Origin of the sequence: Streptomyces sp. ITFR-21 (assembly GCF_031844685.1) — a bacterium.
In the GTDB taxonomy this organism is placed as follows: domain Bacteria; phylum Actinomycetota; class Actinomycetes; order Streptomycetales; family Streptomycetaceae; genus Actinacidiphila.
This window is the reverse complement of record NZ_CP134605.1, coordinates 1,901,644-1,918,675: the sequence shown is the minus strand read 5'-3', so window position 1 is coordinate 1,918,675 and position 17,032 is coordinate 1,901,644. Positions and strand designations below refer to the sequence as shown.

Genomic DNA, 17,032 nt, shown 5'->3' with positions numbered 1-17,032 from the left:
GTCAGTCCTCCTCGAACTGGAACGTCAAGCAGCAGCGGCAGTTGATCGACTGGTTCGCGGGCGCGACCGGATCCCCCGGCCACCGCGACTGCGTAAGCTGGAACTTCTTGTTGAGCGGCACGCTGTGCCCCGACGCGGCCCGGTGCGTCCGCCGGGTCCGCTTGTCGTCCGTCGCCAACCACGTCTTCCGGACCGCGCCCGCGTCCAGCGCGGCTTGCTGCGCCGCCGCGCTGTAGGCGCCCACGGTCTCCGTGCGCGCGATCATCGTCGCCCGGTAGTCCGACAGGTCCGCGAACACCGACTGCAACCGCGCCCGCAGCTCCGGCACCGACTCGCCAGCCGCTACACCGTGCTCCAGCACCCTCGCCCGCAGCACCGCCTCCGTGGTCGCCGTGACCTGGCCGGCCAGCTCGGCGACACGCTCGGCGAGGAAGTCGCTCACGGCCGGCTCGTCCAGGTCGAAGCTGGCGGTGATCGATGTGCCGCCGCGCTTCGCCGCCGACCGGACGAACGGGGCGAGCAGCGCCGCGGTGCGCTTCCGCCAGTAGGCGCCGTCGAAAAGGTCCCTCAGCCCGATGCGTTCCTCCCAGCCGTCCGGGCCGGATGCCACCGACAGGCCGGTGACTGCGGTGGCCGGTACGGCGTCGAGGTCCGGCACGGCGAGGGTGAGGGTCTGCTCCCGGGCCAGGGCGGCCGCGCTGTCGCGGACTTCGCCGAGCCACTGCACGGACCGCTCGGGCTTCTTCATGAGCCGGTCGAAGTCGCGTAGCACCCGCTCGCGCTGCTCCCGGGCCAGTGCCCGGACCGCGGCCCGGCCGGTGGCCTCCAGGGCGTCGTACGCCTGGTTGATGTCCGCCAGCGACGGGCCCCGGCGCTCGGCGGCCCGGGGCAGCGCGGGCCTGGCAGTTGCGTCGATGATCTGCCGCCCGCGGGCGAGGGTGGCCTCGATGGACTGGAGGGTGCGGACCAGCTCGTCGCCGTCGAGGCCGTCGAGGCGCTCGACGACGGCCGACAGGTCCGCGAATGCCTGCCCGGCCGCGTCGGCGCCGACGGGCGCAGATCCGGATACCGGGGCGAACTGCGCCCGGTACGGGGTGAGGGTGTGCTGCCCGAGGCCGTTCGGCAGCGGGTCGTACCCCAGGTCAGCGCGGGCCTCGTCGATCATCGCGATGTCCGCGTAGACCGCGATCCGCGCCCGGGACGCCTTGGCGTCCTGGCTGTCCTGCAAGGCGTCGACGCCGCTGAGGTCGAACTCGGCCTCCTCGCTGTCGCTGGGGAGGAGCACGCGGTCGATCTCGCTGCCGATGATCTCCAGCTTGGTGACGATCGTGTCGCTCCACAACGTGGTCTTCGCCGCCGTGCGGTTCTCGTACGTCGTGCCGCCGGACAGGTAGTCGTGCGGGACGCCGAAGGCGAGCTCGACTTCCTCCCGGTTGGCGACCCTGGACTCCAGGTAGTCCATCTCCTCCGGCGTCAGCGTGACCCGGGAGTACGACGCGGGGGTTTTGCCGCCTGGCGGGCTGGAGATGAGAAGGTTCTTGCCCGCGTTCTCGGGGCCCTGCACGCCGGAGCGCCACGCCGCACGTGCAGCGGCCAGCGTCTCGTTATCCATCTCGCCGAGGTACACCACGCCGCTGGGTGCGGCGCCGTTCTTGTAGCTGGAGCGCTGCCACTCGCGGGCGTAGGCGTCCATGTCCACGGCGTGCCGGGCGGCCTTCCACGGGGCGAGCGCGCCGAGCGGGTCGAAGGGGTGGGGGTAGCGGAGCCAGAGCATCTCTTCGGGCAGCACCGGCACCCGGGCGCCGTCAGCCCGGTTGATGATGAAGCCGATCACGTTGGCCGTCGTCGGCCGGTCCTGAATCGGCTTGTCGACCATGACCTGCACGCTGTCGAACAGGACGTGCGCCTCGGTCGGCTCCCCGAGGCCGGTCTCTCCGCGGTCCAGCCACACGAAGGACTGCCCGGCCAATTCCATCTGCTGAAGCACGATCGACTTGAGGACCCTTGCGCTCATCTGCGGGTTCGGGGTCTTGTTGAACAGCTGCATGATCGGGTGCCCGGCGATCACGGAGCCGTCCGGCCGGCGCACCGCGAGCGGCACCGACGACCCGTTGTCGGCGATCGCGGCGACGCACCGGTACGCGACCGCGCTGTGGCTGTACCCGCGCGACTCGGCGTCCAGCGACAGCGCGACGGTGTACTGGCCGCCGACCCCGGCCACCGTCATCGGCCGCCGGTCACGGAGCGTGTCCAGGCCGCCGAAGGCCCGGCGCTCGGCGGCCCGGCGCAGTTGCGGGCTGGTGGGGTTCCTCAACTCGTCCTCCTACGCGACCGCGAACATGTTGCCCGCCGACGCGAGCTGGAGCTTGGTGAGCGCCCACACCATGGCGTCGAGCCGGTCGGGGCTGTCGTCCTCGCCGGGCACCCAGGTCGTGAGCTGCGTCTCCAGCTCCGGGAGGGACGCGACGATGTGCGCGGCGCGCTGCTCGAAGAGGGCGGCGACGGGCTCCGCGCGGGTGGCCTTGCCGCGCGAGGCGCTGACCGTCTGGTAGTTCACCGTGGGGTCGACCTGCCGCACGACGGTGCCGATCCACTCGCCGCCGTTGTTGACCTCCGCAACGATCGCGTCGGCCTTGTGCAGGTGGTACGCCCGGACGGCGGCGCGCGCTGCCTCGATCGGGCGCATGCGCTTACTCAGGTCGTCCAGCACGTATCCGTGCTGCCGCAACGTGCCGTTCAGGTCCGGGATGCGCTGCCGCCCGAGGCCGGCGACGATGATGCCCATCTCGTCCGCCTCGTCCGTGGACGTGGCGGCGGGGTCGACGGCGACGACGACGCGGGACAGCGGCGGGGTGGCGCCGACCCGGGTGGCGTCGAGCAGGCCGGCCGACCAGAGGGCGCCCTCGATCTCCTCCAGGATTTCCCCGTCCAGCTCCTGCGCCTCCATGCGGGTGCCTTGGTACTTGGCGACGAGGAAGTCCCGCTGCGCCTGCGGTAGGTGCACGGCGTCGCGGGTCCGGCCGCGGGTCACGGTCACGTCGGCGCGGGCCTTGAGCTCGCGGATCTCGGTGCGCGGCTTCGGGGTCGTGGACGCGATGTAGTGCGGATTCGGCCCGATACGGAGACCCATCTCACTGTGAGTGATGGCCTCCTTGAGGCGGCGCATCGCGGCTACCTCCTCCATCCACACCAGGCAGTTGGCGACGAGGAGGCCACCGGCGAAGAACTCGTGGTCGTGCTCGACGGTCAGGTCATAGACCCTTGCCACGCTGCGCGTAGGCGTGGACCGAAGTGCACTTGCGCGAACAGGTGCGGGTCGGCGTCCCTGCTCGGACGGTGAACCGTGCTGAGCACACCACGCACACCCGTTCGGACTGCGGTCGTGGCGTTCGGTTGCGGCAGATCGGTGAACAGAACTTGGGGTCAACGGTGGCGCGGGTGGTGAAGTCCTCGCCGCAGATCGTGCAGGTGACTGACCGATAGGGCTTGTCCACCCAGCCGGACTGGCCGCCGAGGCTGTGCCAGTCCGCGCCGCGCTCGTCGCCGTGCTCCTGCCAGTGCTCACCGGGGGTGACGAGGACGAAGTTGTCGACGCGGTTGTCGCGCTTGTCGTGGTTGCGGTGGTGCACCTGCATGCCGTCAGGGATCGCCCCATTTGCCTCTTCCCACATGAAGCGGTGCAGCAGCCCGCGGTGCTTGTTCTGGTAGTAGCCGTCCTTGCGGGGGTGCCACTTGACGCCTGCGTAGTCGACGGACTCGCCGTGTATGCCCATGCGGAAAGTCTATCGTTCGTCCGGACGAAGCAGGCTGGTTTCCATCCTTCGGCCGTCCACACCTGGTGGTCCGGGGTGAGCCACACTGCCCCGCCGTCGTGCTCGAACGACTGCACCTCACGGACGCCGTTGTCCCAGACGTGCAGGACGCGGCGCAGCCCGTTGCGGGTCCACACCCGGTCGCCGGGGCGGACCTGCTCGATCAGCACGGGACCGTGCTCGGTCTGGACGGGCGTGCCTTCGGCGACGCACCGGTTGCCGCCTGCGCGCAGCCGCTCGATGTCATCCGAGCTGTGGGCGCCGAAGAGTTTGGCCTCGGCGCCGGACGGCCAGCGGACGTACGTGCCGCCGGTGGTGGTGCGGAGGACCACCCGCGGGTCGTGTGCTTTGAGACCGGACGGGCCGTTGACGCACGCCTCAACGGCGTCGCCCTGTGTCGGTGCGACGATGGCCATGCGGTGCCCGCCCCTCACCTTGTCGGTGCAGGCGGGCCCGTTGACGTGCGCCACCATGTACCGGGCGCAGCCGTCCGTCTTGCCCGTGCCGCGGCCGCCAAGCTGGAGCCACCACCCGAGCGTGCTGATCTGGTCCGGGGGCACCTGCCATGGGTACGGCGTCCACCGGCCCCACCGGCGGTTCCACAGGGCGGTGCGCAGCTCTTCCTCCAGCAGGGCCAGCTCCTCGGGGCCCATGCCGGCAAGCCGCGCGTCCAGGTCCGGTGTGGTCACGCGTCGGCCATCGCGGCGAGTTCCTCGGCCAGGGCCTTGACCCGGGCGGTCATCTCGTCGGTCACGGTCGCGTTGATACGGGTCGGCGCGTCCAGGCCGAGCAGCTTCGACGTGCGCTCAATCGTCTTCGTGGCGGCCTCGGCGGCCCGCGGGTCACCGGCGAGCACCTTCGGCATGAGGCCGTCGATGATGGCTTCGCAGGTGGCGATCATCTCGCCGCGCCATGCGTCGAGGGCTTGCTGCGCGTCCTGGTTGGACTTGGTCCGGGCGCGCTTCCATGCCTCGCGGCAGGTCTTCTCGTCGCAGTTCAGCTCGGCGGCGATCTCTCTCCACATGAGGCGCTCGCGGGTCCGCAGGCGGACCACGTCGTCCTCGCGCTGCCTGGCGATGGCTTCGTTGATCGGTGTGGGTCCGCGCTGTGATCCGCCCATGGGTCTGCCCTCCCTTTTGTCGGGAGGGTAGACGAACCGTGGGTTCGGGGATCTTGGGTGCTGTCAAGCACCTGGCGGGCATGCGGCGGGCCCCTGCCGCTGGAGAGTCGGCAGGGGTCCGGTCGGTGTGTCGGTCAAGTGTCCTCTCGTCCGGGTGGTCGAGCCCAGCTGCGCCCCGCCGGCCGGTGGGCTGACGGCGCGTGGTCGCAGGTGCTGCCGTCGGTGTGGCCGGGGCAGTTCGGGTTCACAGCGGCGAGCAGCGGGTGAGGGTGACGGGCTGGCCGGTGCGGAGGGCCTCGATGACGGCGGCCGGGGTGCCTTCGGGTACCCAGGGGGTGGGGTCGTCGGACTCGAAGCGGGCGCACGGCCGGTCGCCGCAAGGCTGGCCGTCGTAGCTGTCGGGGCAGGTACGGGTCTCTATGACGCGGCAGGTGGGCCGGCCGTCGTCGTCATAGGGCTGGGTGTCGTTGTCCGGCTGCCGGGGCCAGGTGATGTTGGCGTCGGCGTGATCGCCGGTGTGTTCGTGGTCGAGGGCGCACTCCTTGAGGGTGGTGGGGTCCGTGTCGTGGCAGAGGGGACCGCCGTAGCGGGGCGTCGGCTCGGTGGCGTCGTCCGTCGGCGACGGGCCGTCGAGGGCGGTGAGGATCCACTGCGCGGCAAGGCCGCGGCTGATCTCGTCGTCGGGGTGGGCTCCTCCGGCGAAGGATTCCAGGCCGTTGGCGAGGACCCGGACGCGGGCGAGGGCGGCCTGTCCGTCCATGTACGCGGCGTGCATGTCCTCCCCGTCGGTGCTCCGGTAGTGCCGCCCGCCGGACGGCCCGGCGATGGCTTCGCGGCGGGCGGCGGCGGCCGTCTCGGTGGCTCCGAGGGCGGTGGCGATGTGGAAGCGGGCGAGGGGGCCGAGGGAGTTGAGGGCGTCGGCGACGCGGGCGATGGTGCCCTCGGCGGTGCTCGCGCGGTCGTGCCAGTCCCACGCTTCCTCGTTCGCTCCGTGGGCGGCCGTGCCACGGGCGTCGGCGCTCTCCTGCTCGGCGGCGATGAGCGGGCGCAGCAGCAGCATCTCGGCGGGCAGGAGCGCGCCGCGGTCGGCTCGGTCGAGGAGGAGTGCGAGCAGGGCGCGGCGAGCGGTGGTCGTGTCGGTCATCAGGACTCCGTGGCGTTGATCAGGCGGGCCAGGGCGAGCGCGTCCTGGGCGTCGTACGGGCCGTCGTTGAGCAGCCGGGCCGCTTTGACGTGGTCCGGGTTGGTGGGGTCGAGCCCCCGCTTTGCGGCGAGCTGGAGGGCCTCCCAGCCGTGGGCGGCGGAGTCGAGCCACGCTGCGAGCGCGGCGCCGACGCCGGGGTGCACCAGCTCGATGTAGTCGGCGTTCGCGCCGTTGCTCATGGGCTCGTCTACGACGTAGACCGGGGCCCGGTCCTCGTCGCCGGGCTGGTTGCGCAGGAGCCGGTCGCCGTGGTCGAGGGAGAGCCACGGGCCCGGGGTGAGCTGGGGGTCGGTCAGGTGGGCGCGGAGCCGGGCGGCGGCGTTGCGCAGCTCGGCGGCCGGGGTGGTGTCGGTCATCTGGGCTCCTTGGTCGGGGTGGTGGAGAGTGGTGGTTATGCGGCGTCCCGGGCGGCCGTGTCCGGGGCCCTGGTGGTTGCCTGCCGGCGGCTCGGCATACTGCCCAGCCGCCGGCTGCGGCGGTTCGCGTCCCGCCGGGCCTGCTCCCGCCGCGACGCCAGCAGGCAGGCAGGACACGGGCGCTCGCCGAGGACGCGGTGGGTCTGCGCCCCGGCCTCGGTCCCGCCGGCCACGTGCGCGGCGTCCAGGGCCGCGCGGCGCTGCTCCAGCACCCGGGCGTCGTGCGCCGTCTCGCACCGCTGGCAGGACTCGCCCCGCTGCCGGTGCACCTTGAACGAGGTCTCGGTCCCGCAGCTGCGGCGGAGGGCCAAGACCTCGTCGTCGCCCTCGTCGTCGCCCTCGTCGTCGCCCTCGTCGTCGCCCTCGTCGTCGGGGTTGGGCAGGCCGGTCTGCCCCCGGTGGGCGAGGCGGTCCCCGGAGTCGAGGGCGCCCCACACGCCTCGCGTGGTGGGCTCGGCGAAGCCGGCCTGTGCGCAGGTGGCCTTCAGAGGGCAGCGGGAGCAGATGGCCTTGGCCTGCTCGCGGTCGGCTGGGCTGGTGCTGAACCAGAGGTCGCCAACCGTAGGCAGGAGGGTGGCGCAGAGGGCGCGGGGGGTGGCGGTCATGGGGCCCTCCTCGGGGCTGTGAGCGGGGTGTGGGCGGCGCGGGTGAGGCGGGGGTGGGTCCGGAGCTGGGCAGCGGTGCGGCTTGTCCAGATCGGCGCGCACCATGTACAGGACGGCGGTCACGGGGTGGGCTCCTCGATGGGCGCGGCGGCCTCGACGGGCTTCCAGCGCTGGACGGTGACGGGCACCTGCGCGACCTCGGGGCCGGTTGGCCCGGGGAGTTCGTGGGGCACGCCGATCGCTTCGAGCTGGTCGGGGGTGTAGGTGCGGGTGACGCGGGGCTTGGGCACTGGGTCTCCGGTTCAGGGGCAGGGGTGGTGGGTGTCGTATCCGGCGGCGTGCCGGGTGGGGTCGAGGGGGGTTCGGCAGAGGAGGCAGAGGGGGGTGGGGGTCCCCCGGTCCTCGGCCCCTCCCCCCTCTTTAGAGGGGGGGCGGGGGGAGGTGCCTTGGGGGGACCCTCCCCCCGACCTCCCCCCGACCTCCCCGGGGGATGTTTGACCTGCGGAAAGAGGTGGGGGGTCCCCCGGATTGGGGGGAGGTTGGTTGAAAGTTGAAGGGGGGAGGTGCGGGGGGAGGTCTCCGGGGGTCCGGTTCTTCCGGATTCGTACCGCTTCTTCGATCTTGGATTTGCGGGCCTGGATGCCGAGTTCGGCGCACGCCTTGATCACGCGGGGGGAGCCCCATTCCTCGGGCACGGTGTGCTTGTCGAGGTGCGCGACGATGTACTCGACGGTGCCGGGGACGGCGGCCATGCCGGAAGGGTCGTCCATGCCGAACCCGTCGGGCTCATACAGGACATGCCGGGTGGCTCCGGGGATCCAGTTGTCGCCGTCCTGCCTCGCCTCACGTCGCATCGCGAAGCTGCCGGGGCCGACTCCGGTCCGGGTGTGGGTGCGGCGCAGGGAGAGCATTCCGCCGCCCTGCGCGGACAGCTCCCAGACGTGGTCCACGTCCTGCGTTTTCGCACTGTTGCCGCGGGCGCCGCGGTCCTTGTCCTTCCCGAAGTGGTCCAGGCGGATGCTGGCGATGCCCTCGCGCTTGAGGGGCAGCAGCGTGCAGCGGTAGAGGCTCAGCCAGGTGTCCGCGCTGTTCTCCTCGCCGGAGATGAACCGGGAGACGGTGTCGAGGCAGACGACGCGGGCGCCGGTGGCACGGACCATGGCCATGAGGTCTGCGCCCCCGCCCGGGGTGTCCAGGGGGCGGATGGGCGGGAAGCTGGCGTAGGTGAGCAGGCCCATCCGGCCGGGGCCGGCGCCGTAGGAGAACAGCCGCTCCTGGATCTTGTCGCGGCCGTTCTCGCCGTCGACGTACAGCACGGGCACGGGGTCGGCGGGGCGGTCGCCCAGGAACGCCCGGCCGGCGGCCATGCGCCACAGCCACTCCAGCGTGAACAGGCTCTTGCCGGCTTTGCCGTCGCCCACAATGGCGATCTGCTCGCCGGGGCCCATGAGGCGGCCAACGAGGAGTTGCACTGACCCGAAGTCGGTGTTGAAGAAGTCGTCCCAGTTCAGGAGGGATTCGGCGAGGTGGCCGGGGCCGCGGGCGGTGGTTGTGGTGGCGGCCTCGAAGTCGGCACGGGCCTGGTCGAGGATCTCGTCTACGTCGCCGTCCCCTGCGTAGCCGCGTGCGGCGATGCGGGTCACGGTCTCGATGAGTCTGCGCAGCCGGGCTTTGCTGTGGACGATGTCGGCGTAGTACTCGGCGTTGGCCGCGGTGGGCACGGCGTTGACGAGCTGGAAGAGGTAGCTGGAGCCGCCGACGCGGGCGATCTCGCCGCGCTTGGTGAGGGCGTCGGCGACGGTGATCGGGTCGGCGGGCTCGCCCTTGGCGTAGAGGTCGAGGATGGTGCGGTGGATGGTTTCGTGGGCCGGCCGGTAGTGGTCGGCGGGGTCCATCGCGGTAGCGGTGTCGGTGATGGCCTGTGCGGCGAGCAGCATGGCGCCGAGGACGGACTGCTCGGCGTCCAGGTCCTGCGGTGGGACCCGCTCGAGGCCGCCGTCGCCCGCGTCGGTGTCGCGGGGGGTGAGGTGGCGGACGTTCTCCACGCGGGTCTCCTGGTGCTCAGAACAGGCTCGGCTGTGCGGCGGCGGGCTGTTGCGGGTCGGCGGGCGGTCGGCGGGGGGTGGTGCAGCGGTGTTCGATGACGATCTGGTGGTCGCAGCGGGTGGTGTATTCGGTGCAGCGCCAGCGGAGTTCGGTGGGTGCCCAGCGGCTGGTGGTGAGGCACCAGGTGAGGCGGTTGGGTTCGCGTAGCCGGTGCTCGTCGGCCCGCGGGATGGGGGTGGTGTCGGCGGTGATGGTGAGTGCGGCGACGCGGCCGACGACCTGGCGGATGACGGGGGCGCCGCACGCGCCGCACTGGGCCGGGCCGGTGGTGGCCGGGGGCGGGGTGCGGCGCGTGCGGGTGGCCATCAGGCGGGGGTGCCGTTGAGGATCGGCGTCTCGATCTGCTCCGCGATCGTTTTCACCACGTCGGCGAACGCGGTGCGCCGGAGGTCGCCGGGCTGCTGGAGGCGGTAGCCGATGCGGAGGCTGGAGCCCTCGATCTTGAAGCGGAGCCGGGCGGTGAGCCGGTACCCCTCGCTGCCCTCGAACGGGATCAGCCCGACCACGAAGGTCTCCGGGATCGTCAGGGTGCCCTTCTGGCCGGCCTTGGCGGTGACGGTCTCGGTGTACTGGAACTGCCGGGCGCCGGTGGCGAGGCGGGTGCCGTAGGCGAAGTCCGCCTTGACGGTGCCGCTGATGGACTGGGCGATCTCCAGCATGTCGGCGGCGGCCGGCTCCAGGATCTCCGGCAGGCGGTCCTCAATGTGCTCGGCGAACTGCTCCTGGTCGAGGAGTTTGCCGTCGAGCGCGGTCCACGCCTTCCAGGCGTCGGTCTCGCGCAGCCGCAGGTGCAGGCGGTGGCCGGACCAGTTGGCGGCGGTCTCGCTGTGCGCGTCGAGGACGGCGGTGACGCTGAGCTGGTCGGCGTCGGCGTAGATCTCGCTGTCGTCGGTGGCGTGCTTGGACCAGTAGGCGTCGAAGCTGATGGCGTCGCGGACGGTGGTGGTGCCGGTCTTGCGGCTGGGCAGGTCGCGGTACTGCTCGCCGGTGAGGTCGATCCGCTCGACGCCGGTCGAGGTGCGGACGGCGTAGACCTTGCCGATCGTCAGCTCGGCGGGGGCGGCGGCCTGCTGGGCGGTGGTGATGATGGCCTGCACGCCGTCGCCGGTGGCGGCGCGGAGGAGGGTGCTGTCGTAGGTGCTGCTCATCGGGCGTCCTTGAAAGTGGTGGTGGCGGGGGCGGTGTGGAAGGGGATGGACATCTGGCGGGGGTCGTCGCGGACGGGGTTGCCGTCCGGGTCGAGGAAGTACAGGGCCTTCGGCGCGATGGCCTTCGGCGCCTTGACGGTGGACTCCACGCCGATCGGCAGGGGCGCGCTCTCGACTCCGTTGGCGGCCGGCTCGACGACGAGGGTGATGGTGAGGGAGCCCTTCTTGCCGTGTTCGCGGACGGCGTCGAGGAGCTGGTGGAACTCGTTGCTGAGCTGTTCGACGGTGCGGCCGTTGAGGTGGCCGGCGAGCCAGGTGGCGAGGTCGACGATCTCGCCGGTGCGCTCGGGTGTGGTGGTCATGTGGGCGGACCTTTCTGAGTTGGTGGTGCAGGTGATCGGGCCGCAGGTCAGTCCTCGGCGGCGCTCTCGACGCAGTCCTCGCAACAGACCTCGTCATCGAGGTAGCCCGCGGTGTCGCCGGGCTCGATTTCGGCGCCACACTCGGCGCACCAGCCCTCATACCGGGCGGTGAAGGTAGCGGTCATGCGGCGTGGGTCCTTTCGGGGTGAAGGGCCGGGCACACAGCCCGGTGATCACTGCGGATCGTGGCGACGAATGCGGCGACCGCCGCGGCATCCCGGCGGCGCCCGCCGGCGGACGCCGTGTACGGGCAGATGCAGCAGGCGAAGTCCGCGGCCGGGGCCGGCTCGGCGACGACTAGGAGCCACGCGTCCACGACCTGCCGGCGGCCGGTCACCGGGCCACCACCGGGACGACGGCGGGCCAGGTGACGCCGTCCATGCCGCGCGAGCAGGACGGCACCGGCACCAGCGCGAGCTGGTAGCCGAGCCAATCCAGGCCCATCGCGGCGAGGATGAACGCGTCCGCCCGGTCGTACCGGGCGGGCCCCTCGCACTCCACGCCGTACCGCTCCCGGACCACGTCCCGCACCCGCCCCTTTACCTGCGGGCTCTTCTCCCCGGCCCACCGCGCCTTGCCGGTGGCGTAGATCGTGCGGCAGTCCGGCGGCACGACCGCGTACGGGATGCCCGCCGCGTGCAGGTCGCACACGACCGCCCACCACAGGCCGGCCATCTCGTGGTGCCCGGTCTGGAGCGCCGAGCCGTGCGACGGGCCTTCGATGACGGCGAGGTCCGCGGCCTTGACGCGGTCGCGGATCTCGCGGCGGAGGTAGGTGATCCGGGCTGGCCCGGTGAGGACGGTGGTGGTGCGGATGGCGTCGGTCCAGTCGGCGCCGGCCAATCCGGTGGAGCGAAGGCTGAGGTCGAGGCCGATGACGAGGGGCCGGGGGCCCGGCCCGGCCGCCGCGGGGGCGGCCGGGGTCGGCGTGCCGAGGGCGAGCTGCATCGCTCACACCTCCCGGGCGAGGATGAGGGTGCCGCAGTCGAGGCACTCCGCCGAGCCGTCCGCGTGCACGACCGCCGTACGGGACCGCAGCTCCACCGGGCAGTACCGGGTCGCCGTGACCATGTGGCCGGGCTCGGCATCCGGCGTCGGCGCGACCGGCCGGTAGCCGCGGGTGCCCATCAGGACGATGACGGCAGCGGCGCCGACCACGAGGGTGAGGACGATGTGGGTGACGGACATCAGCTCGTCACCCCGCCGTCGGTCGGCGCGGGGATCAGCGGCCACTCGCCACGGACCACAGCGGTCGGGTCCGTCTTGCGGAAGTGCTCCTGGAGCCCGGCCGCACGGTCGGCAGCCCAGACGGCCTGACGGCGGTGGAGTTCGGCGACATCGATTCCGGCCAGGTGGTCGAACCGCTCGTACGGGCCGCGCCGGTTCCGCAACTGCTGCACCCATTCCGGGCGCTGGCCACGCGGTGTGTGGGCGATGGAGCCGATCTTGTAGGCGGCGCGGGCCGACATCAGAGCGTCGTAGGTCGCTCCGTGCGCCTTGTCGTCATCCCAGCCCAGGCCATAGGTCTGGGCCGTGGTCTTCATCTCGTACGGGCCCTGCTCTGGCGACACCCGCTGCCGGTACGGCGCGGCGTACCAGTCGAGGATCATCGAGTCGATGACCTGCGTGAGCGGCTGCTGGCAGATCCCTTCGAGGGTGTCGCCGAGGTGCCGGATGCACTCGTGGTTAAGCAGGTTGAGGTCGTAGCCGCCGAGGTTGTGGCCGACGAGCGGGACACCTGCGGTGACGACCTCGGCGATGGCCTGGGCGATCTCGTGGACGCCCTGCTTGGCGTCCTTGCCGTGCGCGGCGGCGTACTCGTCGGTGATGCCGTGGGTCTTGATCGCGTCAGGCTCCATAGGGATCCCGGGGTTGAGCAGCCACTCGCGTGTGCTGGTGGGCTGGCCTCCGCCGACGAGGATGAGAGCGCAGGAGACGATGCGGGCCGTCTGCGGGATCTTGTCCGAGGACTCGAAGTCGAGGGCGGCGAGCCGCTGCTGATGCCAGGGGATGGTCATGCCGTGACCGCCTTTCGTGCGCGCTCGTTCTCTCGATGACAGGTCCGGCACACCCGATGGCCCCGGTACATGCGGGTGTTCTCCGCGGTGAACAGGTGACCGTTTCCACACGCCGGGCTGAGCCGCCGCGCACGGCGGTTGTTGGCCTGCTCCTTCGGAGTCGCCCACCTGCAGTTGTCGGGGCTGTAACCCCGGCTGTTGTCGATGCGGTCGATCGAGTGGGCCGGCGTGGGACGGGGGCCCATGTCGGCGTAGAAGTCGGCGAAGTCCTGCCAGCGCTCGCAGACGGTGATGCCGCGACCGCCGTACTCGGGCCAGTCGTCATCCCCGGGGTTCTGGCAGCGCTCGCGCATGTGGTTCCAGATGCCGTATTCGCGGGTCTTGCTCATGCCGTGGGTGGTGTTGCGGGCGGAGTTCGACTCGCGGCGGAGGCAGCCGCAGGACTGGGTACGACCCCATTCCTTCGGAATGACCGAGTGCTCGTTGCCGCAGTCGCACATGCACTGGATGCGCTTGTCGCCGAGCTTGCGGTCGACGGTGACCGTCAGTCGGCCGAAGCGCGCTCCCGCGCGGAGAGGAATCATCGGCTTCATCGCGCGGCCCCTGCTCCGGGCGCGGCGACCTCGGGCCATGCGGCGGGCGGCTCGTCGTCGTGGACGATCTCCACGTCGTACACGCCCTCGTCGTCCGGGCCCGGCTCGTCAGCGGGCGCCTCGCCGGTGCGGGTGTCGATGCCCTTGCCGATGTCGTCGGCGATCTTGACCAGCTCCTGCGACAGCGGGTCGGACCCGTCCCGGGCGACGTGCCCGACGCGGTTCGCCCGGTGCCACACCGCGCGGGCATCCTCGACGGTCCGGCAGGCGCGGGCCTCCGCGGCGTAGTCCGGCCGCGGAGCCTCCAGGGCCGGGCGTCCAGCCGCCGCCGGGTCCAGAGCGGTGGCCGTCGACAGCGGCCCGGCCAGGGCCTGCCGCGGCGTGACCCCGCGCAGCTCGACGACGATCACCGGGAACTTCGTGGTCTTCCCGGCCCGCACCACCTGGCGGGGCTCGATCCGCAGCGTCACCGGCACAAAGCCGTCCCCGTTGGTGCCCTTGAGGACCATGTCGACCATGCCGCCCCACTCGGCGGCGGCGTAGAAGCTGTGGGTCTCGGCCCGCCACATGCCCATGCCGGCGAGGTCGGGCAGCATGACGTTCAGCCGGGACGTTGCGGAGCAGACGGTCCCCTTCTTCTGCTGGTGCCAGTCCTCGCCGAACTGCCGGGCGCACAGGCACGGCTGCCGGGTCAGGAGTTCGGTCTCGCCGTCGCAGCGGCGCTGGCACCCGCCGCCCGTCCACAGCTCGTTGTACTGGTTGAGAGGGTCGCCCGGCGTGATCAGCGCCTCGATGGACGACGCCGTGGTGATGACGCGCCACTGGGCGATGTTGGAGTTGAGCGGCGTCCACTGCTCGGGAGCGCCGCCCCACAGCTCAGCGGCCTTGCGGACGTGCTCCTCGGAGTGCGAGGTGACCACGAACGTCGCGGAGCGGACGGGGCGGTTGCCCTGGGTGTAGCCGGTGCGCAGGCGCCCATGTTCGGCGGCGCGGGCCTGGATGTTCTTCAGGCGGGAGCCCACGGTCAGGCTGCCTTTCGGTCGGCGGCGGTCGGCGCCCACGACGGGACGACCGTCGGGTAGGCGCTGGCGGCGGGTGCGGAGTGCAGGTATCGGGTGGTGGCCAGCGCGCCGAGGAACCCGGCGAACTCGGTCCGGCCGGAGGGCACCTCGATGAGGCGGTGCGACCGCGGGCGCAAGTTGAGCAGCGCGGTGCGCACGGCCTTCGGCGCCGGTTCCTCGGTGTCGTCGGGCAGGATGATCAGCGGTGCGTGCCGGAGCGCGGCCAGCTGGAGCGGCTGCTCGTCGTAGACCGTGGTGGCCGGCTTCTTCGCGCTGGTCTTGTAGTCGATGAGCCAGAGCTGCCGGCGGCCGTGCGGGCCGGTGGGGAGCCAGATCCACAGGTCGCCGGTTCCGGCGTACCCGCGCTTCCGGTTGAAGACGGTGGACTCGACGGCCTCGATGTCCCGCTCGAAGTCGATGCGCCACAGCCGGAACCAGCGGGCGAGCTGCTGCGCGTAGGGCTCGACTTCCGGGTCGGCGGCGTACGGCGTGCCGAGGACGAGTTGCTGCGCGCGGACGTGAACACGGGTGCCGAGTTTCTTGGCCCGCTCGCTGTTGTGGAACGGCAGCGCGACCAGCTCGCGGCGGAGCGCGGTGGGTTCGGTGCGGGCCCGGCGGGCGGTCTCGATCGGGGCGGTGATGATGTGATCGGCGACCAGCCCGGCGCCCCACGGGACGAGCGCGGGTTTGTGGATGGCGGACAGGGCGTTGGTCACCGAGATGAGGTCGGGGCCCCCGGCGGGGTCGCGGTAGTAGCGACCCCGCTCGGTGGCGACCGCGAGACGCGGGTCAGTCACGGGGCGCCTCGCTCCCGACGAGCGTCCACCTGCCGGGGGTGATGGTGCGCTGGACGAGTACGGCGTCAGGGTCGGTGGTGGCCCGCATTCTGGCGCGCGTTCCGGCGGCGTACTGGCGGTCGCCGCCCACCGGCTGGACCTCGCCGTTACCGTGGCGGATGCCGTACTGCACCGGGCCGTCCGGAGGGGTGCGGTCCTGGTTGAGCAGCGCGACCAGGTACGCGGCCAGGGCCTCGTCACCGATCTCGATGATCGGCTCCGGGCAGCAGCTGTACGCGCTGCCATCGGTCGGCTCGTGGTCGGGGTCCCCGCACACGGGCCCGATGTCCGTGGGGTACTCGTCGTCGGTCCACACCACCCGCCACCTAGGGGCGGCGTCGCCGCCGGTCAGTCCGCGGAGCGCCTCGCGGGCGGCGGCGCGGGTCTCGCGGCCGGGCTGGAAGAAGTCCGGTGTGACCTCGATGGACTCGCCCTCACGGGCGTCCTTCCCAGCCTCGTCACGCCACTGCCGGTAGAGCCCCGCCACCGCACGTTGGAAGACGATCTCCGGGGCGTTCCCGGACTCGTGCTCGGCGAGCAGGTTCTCCAACTCGTCGGCGGCCTCGGCCAGCAGTCCGGTCGCTTCCTCGGCAGGACGCGGCGGCGGGCACAGCGACTGACCCGTGAGGTGCCGGAGCAGTCCATCGCGGGCGCTCATGCTGCCTCACCCCGCGCGGGGGCAGCCTGCGCCCGGGTGATCCGGTCCAGGTCCGCACCCAGCTGCTGCGCGTCCGGCCCGTACAGGCGGATCGTGCTGCGCAGCCCGGTGAGGAGCCGTTCCACCAGCTCGTCACCCCGGTCCGGCCGGGCCGGGGCGAACCGGTCCTGCGCGGGGGCGGGGTCGGCGTACAGGTCGAGCAGGTCGTCCAGGAGGTCGGGCCGCTCGTCGAGGAGGCCGATGAGGTCGTGCAGAGTGGTGCGGAGGTAGGTGTCGACGTGGAGGTCGGCGCCGTCGGGGCGCGGGGTGGCAGTGACGCCGTGCAGGCGCGGCTCAGACATCGGCGCCACCGCCCGCCGGGATGTACGCGGCCGGGATCGTGACGGCTACGACGTGCCAGTCCGTCAGGATCTCCTCGCCGTCCATCCCGTCCACGGCCTCCAGCCGCCACCGGGGCGCGGAGTCGGTGCCGGTGACCGGCCACTCCAGCGCGTCGGCGCTGCCGTGCTTGGCCTGATACAGGGCCTCGCCGTGCTCTATCGCGGAGAGGGCCGTGGTGTAGGTGGCCACCACGTCGGGGCGGGGGTCGTCGTCCGGGCCGGTCCGCAGCTCGTACACGGTGGTGTCCTCGTTGCGCAGCAGCTCTTCGGCCGTGGTGTAGTGCTCGGGTCCGTTCATCGGTCCCCCCTGTTGTTGCGGTTGGTGGACTTGCGGTGGCGCCGGGCGCGGGCATCCGTCAGGCACCAGGCCACAACGCACGCGCCGCACAGGCAGACCCACCCGTAGATCGCGGGCCAGAACCACGACGGGAACATCAGGCCTCCCGGTGCGTCGGGGCCAGGCCGATCACCAGAGCCAGCAGCAGAGCAGCGAGCCCGGCACGGGCCCGCCCGGCGGCGGAGACGGTGCCCAGCACGGCGACGAGTTGGCTGACGGCGAACAGGGTCACCACCGCGAGCAGGGCGTAGAGCAAGGCCCGCAGGAAAGCGAGGTCAGCACTCGGATCAGCCACGGAAACCACCTCCGAGCTTCG

At 72.0% G+C, this 17,032-nt stretch carries 23 protein-coding genes; all 23 read right to left on the bottom strand.

All coding sequences use genetic code 11. The annotated features are described in order from the left end of the window. Position 1: 1 nt before the first annotated feature. Entirely contained in the window at positions 2-2,314 is a 2,313-nt protein-coding gene (locus tag RLT57_RS08515) for a phage portal protein (protein ID WP_311296757.1), read from the bottom strand. Positions 2,315-2,323: 9 nt separating this feature from the next. After that, on the bottom strand, positions 2,324-3,268 hold the full coding sequence (locus tag RLT57_RS08510; RefSeq protein WP_311296756.1) for a hypothetical protein: 945 nt from the start codon (positions 3,266-3,268) through the stop codon (positions 2,324-2,326). Beyond that, positions 3,252-3,773: an HNH endonuclease signature motif containing protein gene (locus tag RLT57_RS08505; protein WP_311296755.1), complete on the bottom strand. Its 522-nt coding sequence runs from the start codon at positions 3,771-3,773 to the stop codon at positions 3,252-3,254. The genes RLT57_RS08510 and RLT57_RS08505 overlap by 17 nt, the downstream gene beginning before the upstream one ends. A gap of 724 nt (positions 3,774-4,497) precedes the next feature. Further along, complete coding sequence (locus RLT57_RS08500) at positions 4,498-4,932, bottom strand: hypothetical protein (protein WP_311296754.1); 435 nt, start codon at positions 4,930-4,932, stop codon at positions 4,498-4,500. A gap of 244 nt (positions 4,933-5,176) precedes the next feature. Next, entirely contained in the window at positions 5,177-6,076 is a 900-nt protein-coding gene (locus RLT57_RS08495) for a hypothetical protein (RefSeq protein ID WP_311296753.1), read from the bottom strand. Beyond that, positions 6,076-6,492, bottom strand: coding sequence for a hypothetical protein (locus RLT57_RS08490; protein ID WP_311296752.1), 417 nt, complete (start codon positions 6,490-6,492; stop codon positions 6,076-6,078). Before RLT57_RS08490 ends, RLT57_RS08495 begins: the two co-directional genes overlap by 1 nt. Before the next feature lie 35 nt (positions 6,493-6,527). Next, entirely contained in the window at positions 6,528-7,157 is a 630-nt protein-coding gene (locus RLT57_RS08485) for a WhiB family transcriptional regulator (protein ID WP_311296751.1), read from the bottom strand. A gap of 119 nt (positions 7,158-7,276) precedes the next feature. Then, positions 7,277-7,447, bottom strand: a complete 171-nt coding sequence (locus RLT57_RS08480) for a hypothetical protein (RefSeq protein WP_311296750.1) — start codon at positions 7,445-7,447, stop codon at positions 7,277-7,279. Positions 7,448-7,459: 12 nt separating this feature from the next. After that, positions 7,460-9,202, bottom strand: a complete 1,743-nt coding sequence (locus RLT57_RS08475; RefSeq protein WP_311296749.1) for a DnaB-like helicase N-terminal domain-containing protein — start codon at positions 9,200-9,202, stop codon at positions 7,460-7,462. Between the two features lie 16 nt (positions 9,203-9,218). Next, positions 9,219-9,569, bottom strand: coding sequence for a hypothetical protein (locus RLT57_RS08470; protein WP_311296748.1), 351 nt, complete (start codon positions 9,567-9,569; stop codon positions 9,219-9,221). Further along, positions 9,569-10,411: a DUF2303 family protein gene (locus RLT57_RS08465; RefSeq protein ID WP_311296747.1), complete on the bottom strand. Its 843-nt coding sequence runs from the start codon at positions 10,409-10,411 to the stop codon at positions 9,569-9,571. The genes RLT57_RS08470 and RLT57_RS08465 overlap by 1 nt, the downstream gene beginning before the upstream one ends. Further along, positions 10,408-10,773 (bottom strand): hypothetical protein, encoded by a 366-nt coding sequence (locus tag RLT57_RS08460; protein ID WP_311296746.1) that lies wholly within the window; start codon positions 10,771-10,773, stop codon positions 10,408-10,410. Before RLT57_RS08460 ends, RLT57_RS08465 begins: the two co-directional genes overlap by 4 nt. 47 nt (positions 10,774-10,820) lie before the next feature. Continuing rightward, positions 10,821-10,958 carry a hypothetical protein gene (locus tag RLT57_RS08455; RefSeq protein WP_311296745.1) on the bottom strand — a complete coding sequence of 46 codons (138 nt, stop codon included), beginning with the start codon at positions 10,956-10,958 and terminating at the stop codon, positions 10,821-10,823. A 208-nt stretch (positions 10,959-11,166) separates the two neighbouring features. Then, positions 11,167-11,781 (bottom strand): hypothetical protein, encoded by a 615-nt coding sequence (locus tag RLT57_RS08450; protein ID WP_311296744.1) that lies wholly within the window; start codon positions 11,779-11,781, stop codon positions 11,167-11,169. A gap of 3 nt (positions 11,782-11,784) precedes the next feature. Further along, positions 11,785-12,021 (bottom strand): hypothetical protein, encoded by a 237-nt coding sequence (locus RLT57_RS08445; RefSeq protein WP_311296743.1) that lies wholly within the window; start codon positions 12,019-12,021, stop codon positions 11,785-11,787. Continuing rightward, positions 12,021-12,851: an exonuclease domain-containing protein gene (locus RLT57_RS08440; RefSeq protein WP_311296742.1), complete on the bottom strand. Its 831-nt coding sequence runs from the start codon at positions 12,849-12,851 to the stop codon at positions 12,021-12,023. Before RLT57_RS08440 ends, RLT57_RS08445 begins: the two co-directional genes overlap by 1 nt. Then, positions 12,848-13,435: a hypothetical protein gene (locus RLT57_RS08435; protein ID WP_311296741.1), complete on the bottom strand. Its 588-nt coding sequence runs from the start codon at positions 13,433-13,435 to the stop codon at positions 12,848-12,850. Before RLT57_RS08435 ends, RLT57_RS08440 begins: the two co-directional genes overlap by 4 nt. 5 nt (positions 13,436-13,440) lie before the next feature. After that, positions 13,441-14,466 (bottom strand): hypothetical protein, encoded by a 1,026-nt coding sequence (locus RLT57_RS08430; protein WP_311296740.1) that lies wholly within the window; start codon positions 14,464-14,466, stop codon positions 13,441-13,443. 2 nt (positions 14,467-14,468) lie between these two features. Next, complete coding sequence (locus RLT57_RS08425; RefSeq protein WP_311296739.1) at positions 14,469-15,302, bottom strand: hypothetical protein; 834 nt, start codon at positions 15,300-15,302, stop codon at positions 14,469-14,471. Continuing rightward, complete coding sequence (locus tag RLT57_RS08420) at positions 15,295-15,999, bottom strand: hypothetical protein (RefSeq protein WP_311296738.1); 705 nt, start codon at positions 15,997-15,999, stop codon at positions 15,295-15,297. The genes RLT57_RS08425 and RLT57_RS08420 overlap by 8 nt, the downstream gene beginning before the upstream one ends. Further along, the gene (locus RLT57_RS08415) at positions 15,996-16,340 is read right to left on the bottom strand and encodes a hypothetical protein (RefSeq protein ID WP_311296737.1); all 345 of its coding nucleotides are present in this window, start codon (positions 16,338-16,340) and stop codon (positions 15,996-15,998) included. The genes RLT57_RS08420 and RLT57_RS08415 overlap by 4 nt, the downstream gene beginning before the upstream one ends. Next, on the bottom strand, positions 16,333-16,677 hold the full coding sequence (locus RLT57_RS08410) for a hypothetical protein (RefSeq protein ID WP_311296736.1): 345 nt from the start codon (positions 16,675-16,677) through the stop codon (positions 16,333-16,335). The genes RLT57_RS08415 and RLT57_RS08410 overlap by 8 nt, the downstream gene beginning before the upstream one ends. Before the next feature lie 136 nt (positions 16,678-16,813). Continuing rightward, positions 16,814-17,011 carry a hypothetical protein gene (locus tag RLT57_RS08405; protein WP_311296735.1) on the bottom strand — a complete coding sequence of 66 codons (198 nt, stop codon included), beginning with the start codon at positions 17,009-17,011 and terminating at the stop codon, positions 16,814-16,816. Positions 17,012-17,032: the final 21 nt, after the last annotated feature.

What these genes read in the sequence shown, in the direction of transcription:
- RLT57_RS08445 (WP_311296743.1), bottom strand. Translation starts at nt 12,021, where the DNA reads ATGTCCGTCACCCACATCGTCCTCACCCTCGTGGTCGGCGCCGCTGCC.
- RLT57_RS08505 (WP_311296755.1), bottom strand. Translation starts at nt 3,773, where the DNA reads ATGGGCATACACGGCGAGTCCGTCGACTACGCAGGCGTCAAGTGGCAC.
- RLT57_RS08410 (WP_311296736.1), bottom strand. Translation starts at nt 16,677, where the DNA reads ATGAACGGACCCGAGCACTACACCACGGCCGAAGAGCTGCTGCGCAAC.
- RLT57_RS08455 (WP_311296745.1), bottom strand. Translation starts at nt 10,958, where the DNA reads ATGACCGCTACCTTCACCGCCCGGTATGAGGGCTGGTGCGCCGAGTGT.
- RLT57_RS08460 (WP_311296746.1), bottom strand. Translation starts at nt 10,773, where the DNA reads ATGACCACCACACCCGAGCGCACCGGCGAGATCGTCGACCTCGCCACC.
- RLT57_RS08470 (WP_311296748.1), bottom strand. Translation starts at nt 9,569, where the DNA reads ATGGCCACCCGCACGCGCCGCACCCCGCCCCCGGCCACCACCGGCCCG.
- RLT57_RS08485 (WP_311296751.1), bottom strand. Translation starts at nt 7,157, where the DNA reads ATGACCGCCACCCCCCGCGCCCTCTGCGCCACCCTCCTGCCTACGGTT.
- RLT57_RS08450 (WP_311296744.1), bottom strand. Translation starts at nt 11,781, where the DNA reads ATGCAGCTCGCCCTCGGCACGCCGACCCCGGCCGCCCCCGCGGCGGCC.
- RLT57_RS08500 (WP_311296754.1), bottom strand. Translation starts at nt 4,932, where the DNA reads ATGGGCGGATCACAGCGCGGACCCACACCGATCAACGAAGCCATCGCC.
- RLT57_RS08465 (WP_311296747.1), bottom strand. Translation starts at nt 10,411, where the DNA reads ATGAGCAGCACCTACGACAGCACCCTCCTCCGCGCCGCCACCGGCGAC.
- RLT57_RS08490 (WP_311296752.1), bottom strand. Translation starts at nt 6,492, where the DNA reads ATGACCGACACCACCCCGGCCGCCGAGCTGCGCAACGCCGCCGCCCGG.
- RLT57_RS08495 (WP_311296753.1), bottom strand. Translation starts at nt 6,076, where the DNA reads ATGACCGACACGACCACCGCTCGCCGCGCCCTGCTCGCACTCCTCCTC.
- RLT57_RS08420 (WP_311296738.1), bottom strand. Translation starts at nt 15,999, where the DNA reads ATGAGCGCCCGCGATGGACTGCTCCGGCACCTCACGGGTCAGTCGCTG.
- RLT57_RS08435 (WP_311296741.1), bottom strand. Translation starts at nt 13,435, where the DNA reads ATGATTCCTCTCCGCGCGGGAGCGCGCTTCGGCCGACTGACGGTCACC.
- RLT57_RS08415 (WP_311296737.1), bottom strand. Translation starts at nt 16,340, where the DNA reads ATGTCTGAGCCGCGCCTGCACGGCGTCACTGCCACCCCGCGCCCCGAC.
- RLT57_RS08440 (WP_311296742.1), bottom strand. Translation starts at nt 12,851, where the DNA reads ATGACCATCCCCTGGCATCAGCAGCGGCTCGCCGCCCTCGACTTCGAG.